Source organism: Fodinibius salipaludis (genome assembly GCF_002287075.1).
Classification (GTDB): Bacteria; Bacteroidota; Rhodothermia; order Balneolales; family Balneolaceae; genus Fodinibius; species Fodinibius salipaludis.
In genome coordinates this window covers 1-3,193 of record NZ_NSKE01000021.1, presented here as the reverse complement: position 1 = coordinate 3,193, position 3,193 = coordinate 1, and the positions used below count along the sequence as shown (strand labels likewise).

At 39.9% G+C, this 3,193-nt stretch carries 5 protein-coding genes; all 5 read left to right on the top strand.

The genetic code is table 11. The features are described from left to right. The first annotated feature begins 282 nt into the window (after positions 1-282). On the top strand, positions 283-537 hold the full coding sequence (locus tag CK503_RS15795; protein WP_095607801.1) for a hypothetical protein: 255 nt from the start codon (positions 283-285) through the stop codon (positions 535-537). 816 nt (positions 538-1,353) lie between these two features. After that, a complete protein-coding gene (locus CK503_RS15785; RefSeq protein WP_141239961.1) occupies positions 1,354-2,004 on the top strand; it encodes a hypothetical protein in 651 nt (216 codons plus the stop codon). A gap of 182 nt (positions 2,005-2,186) precedes the next feature. Beyond that, a complete protein-coding gene (locus CK503_RS15780; RefSeq protein ID WP_095607798.1) occupies positions 2,187-2,444 on the top strand; it encodes a type II toxin-antitoxin system Phd/YefM family antitoxin in 258 nt (85 codons plus the stop codon). Next, positions 2,432-2,734, top strand: a complete 303-nt coding sequence (locus tag CK503_RS15775; protein WP_095607797.1) for a type II toxin-antitoxin system RelE/ParE family toxin — start codon at positions 2,432-2,434, stop codon at positions 2,732-2,734. Before CK503_RS15780 ends, CK503_RS15775 begins: the two co-directional genes overlap by 13 nt. A gap of 280 nt (positions 2,735-3,014) precedes the next feature. Beyond that, a partial coding sequence (locus CK503_RS16515) for a transposase (protein ID WP_141239960.1) occupies positions 3,015-3,193 on the top strand: 179 nt, incomplete at its 3' end.

The following is a 3,193-nucleotide window of genomic DNA, read 5'->3' as shown; positions in this document are numbered from 1 at the left end:
TGTCCTATTGGGACTGTGTTTTCGTGGTAATTGTACTTCCTTTCTTAATGCTAATTTTACCGTTTGTGTTGGCTTTAGTCTTTGGTATGGCCTATTTGTTAATCTTTAATCCTCAATAATTTTACCTAACCCGCGCATTAAGGGGACACGCCTCGCCAGGTCTTGCCACTTTCTGGCTTTTTAACTCTTCGTTCATTATTTAATAAATCAACATTCATTCACGTGCACCTTATGCGCAATGTCGTTATATGGCTCAATAAAAATAATTAAACTAAGATCATTATGAACATTACAATTCCTGATCGCAAAAATGCCTCAAAATGGGTTCGGTTTATTAACCTTCTAAATTTATTTTTGGCTGGAGTTGCTCTGGGGCAATTTTGGGCTTTTGGCTATGACACTCCGTTTGTAATGGGCTATTTTATTTGTGGTCCTTTGGTTGCAATAATCCTCGATACTCATTTTACCCCCAAAAAACAGATTGATTTCCCCGGCGATATTTTCAAAAATATTAAAGATCAATTTTCAGCCATATAACCCGCGCATTAAGGGGACGCACCTCGCCAAATCTTGCCACTTTTTGGCTTTTTAGCTCTCCGTTCATTATTTATCAACTCAACATTTTTTCGTGCGCACCTTATGCGCCAGGTCGTTATACTGCGCGTCGGCCATTACAGCTTGTCCAAAAATTTTGGGGTAATTTTCTGCTTCTTTTCTAGCTGGTAACAGCTCAAATTTTTAGCCCATGTTTGTGGTGTGCTTTTCTGAAGTTTCGAATCTGCACCAGTGCCTTTTTAAATTTCGCTTCCTTGCCCTCGTGGTTGGTGACGTATTCTTGCTTTTACGGCAAAATTCCCGGTGCTCCTGCTTTTTTCCAAAGCCCATCTCCCATTTTGTCTTGGCCTCCGCGGCATTTCCACCAAACATTAGCTTCTGGTTTTTCCTGCTTCTATCAAAAGAGTTGCTGTGTTCTCATCTTTCGCCCAAGTATAACCCGCGCTATCAGCGGACAGGCCTCGCCATCTCCTTGCCTCCCTTCTATTTATTAGTTACTCTTTCTATTTGTAAAGAATTTCAACATTCGGCGCCTGCAGCTGTAGCGCCATATCGTTAGGTAAATTTTCCCTTCATCATTCAAAACCAGTAATGCTAACATTCAATAACAGAGAAATTGCAACCGCTTTTTGGCTATTTGTATTCCTTATCTTTGTTTTGTCCAAAAGTGATGTTCGTAAATCGGTGAAGAATGTTTTTGCCATGTTATTCGAGTGGAGAATATCCCTCTCACTGTTCCTAATGCTAGCCTTTACATCTAGCATTCTTTACTTGCTTAACTATTTCAGCCTATGGAACATGGGACTTATCAAAGATACTGTTATCTGGTTTCTATTTGCTGGAGTCCCTTTATATGTAAGGTGGATTACATCGAAGAGTGATCAAAATATTTTCAACAAAATTGTTATTGAGAATATTAAACTCATCCTATTGATAGAGTTTGTGGTAAATGTGTACACTTTCTCTTTGATTACTGAACTAATTTTAGTTCCGGTTGTGTCATTTGTTGTCATGTTAAATACTTATGCTGAGATTAAGCAACCAAATTCCACTGTATCAAAATTTCTGAGTGGCTTACAAACAGTTATAGGACTTTCAATTGTATTTTTTGCTCTAACACAAGCCATCGAGAGCTATGACAAAATGTTTGCCATAACTAATTTAAGAGGGTTTTTACTCCCAATTTTACTTTCAATTTTCTCAGCTCCCTTCGTTTACCTAATGGCACTATACTCTGCTTATGATCTTTTATTTACCAGATTAGAAATGGGAAGAGAAAAGAGTTCGAATTTAAAAAGATATGCGAAAATTGAGCTATTCAAATACTGTAAACTCAATAGACTAAAAGTCCAAAATGCCTTAAATATGAGCACTTACAATATTATGAGTGTCCAAAATAAGCAAGATGTGAATGACATGATTAATGCGTACCAAAAAGCTTGGAAATAAATTTACCTAACCAGCGCATTAAGCGGACACGCCTCGCCAATTCTTTGCCGTTCTTGGTTTTAAGTCTCTTCTTTCGTTAGTTGCTAATTCTACATTCATTCGCGTGCAGCTTATGCGCAATGGCGTTAGGTGCATTTCCGAAAATTGCTTCCTTTCTAAAAAAGTACTACTTTAGTATCACTATGAAAACAGAACTTGTTACCACATTAAAACGTCAGGCTACAAAACTCCTTGCCGAACTTCGGGAAGAGAAAGAACCGGTGCTTATCACAGAACACGGAAAACCTTCCGCCTATCTCGTTGATGTTGAGCAATTTGAACAAATCCAGAAGAAACTTGAATTGCTTGAAGGCTTGGCACGAGGAGAAAAAGCGATTTTGGAAGATCGCGTTGTTTCGCATGAAGATGCTAAAAAACGCATGCAACGATGGCTCAAATAATTTGGACCGAGCCTGCTCTTCAAGATTTGGATCAAATTGCGGATTACATTTCACTCGATAATCCGGATGCTGCTAAAAAACTAGTCCGTCAATGTTTTCAGCGAGTTGAGAATCTAAGCCAGCACCCTAAAATGGGAAAAAGTGTTCCCGAATTGGACCAGTCCGTTTATCGACAGTTGGTTCTTTCTCCCTGTCGCATTTTCTACCGCATTGACAATGATACAATTTACATTATTCATGTCATGCGAGCGGAACAGATGCTTCATCTCGACATCCTCAAATCGCGGTAAAATGCACCTAACCAGCGCTTCAACGAGGACGCACCTCGCCCTTTCCTGCCCGTTTTGATTTTACGGCTTTTCGTTCGTTACTTAGCTATTCAACACTACTCCGTGCGCCCGTTAAGCGCCATGTCGTTATATGTTACAAATGTGAATCTGTCCACTTTTATTAATAATTTGAAAGAACACTAAAAGCTAAAGAGTGGGGGGAGCTATGAATGAAGTTGCTACATTTTGGTGGACACCCGGTTAAGTCATAGATTGTGGCTATAACGTACCCATACCAACGATGACAGAAAAAAGAACACGACGAAAATTTAGCAAGGAGTACAAGCTGGACGTGATCACCCAGAGTTACCAGCGAGATAACATAAAGGAGCTGGCTGATGAGTTGGGGCTTCGCCCAGAGCTGATCTACCGCTGGCGAACCGAATACAAGGAGGCTCCCGAGGAAAGTTTTCCCGGTAA

What these genes read in the sequence shown, in the direction of transcription:
- CK503_RS15795 (WP_095607801.1), top strand. Translation starts at nt 283, where the DNA reads ATGAACATTACAATTCCTGATCGCAAAAATGCCTCAAAATGGGTTCGG.
- CK503_RS15785 (WP_141239961.1), top strand. Translation starts at nt 1,354, where the DNA reads ATGGGACTTATCAAAGATACTGTTATCTGGTTTCTATTTGCTGGAGTC.
- CK503_RS15780 (WP_095607798.1), top strand. Translation starts at nt 2,187, where the DNA reads ATGAAAACAGAACTTGTTACCACATTAAAACGTCAGGCTACAAAACTC.
- CK503_RS15775 (WP_095607797.1), top strand. Translation starts at nt 2,432, where the DNA reads ATGGCTCAAATAATTTGGACCGAGCCTGCTCTTCAAGATTTGGATCAA.